At 60.0% G+C, this 270-nt stretch carries 1 pseudogene; it reads left to right on the plus strand.

What is annotated here, in order from left to right:
* Positions 1-48 precede the first annotated feature (48 nt).
* Positions 49-270: pseudogene (locus EW028_RS24635) on the plus strand (hypothetical protein); the annotation flags it as partial.

A 270-nucleotide genomic window follows, 5' to 3' on the forward strand; every position in this document is an offset into this window, starting at 1 on the left:
GCAGTCGTATTGTGTTTCGTACTAGGACTTCTCGTCGGGCTTCCCTCCTTGCGGATCAAAGGGCTGTATCTGGCTCTCGTTACCCTCGCCGTCGCTGTGGCGTTTCCCGAAGTGATCCGCAAGACCGGGGATCTCACCGGTGGCGCGGCCGGCATGGTCGTTCGTGCGAATCTTCTGGTCCCGCCGAAATGGACGGGTTTGACCCGCGCGGCCACCTATCTCTGGATCTTCTGGGTTTCGGTAGTGACGCTGGCAGTGGTAATGCTCCTG

The organism is Lysinibacillus sp. OL1 (assembly GCF_004332175.1).
Lineage (GTDB): Bacteria > Bacillota > Bacilli > Bacillales_A > Planococcaceae > Lysinibacillus > Lysinibacillus capsici.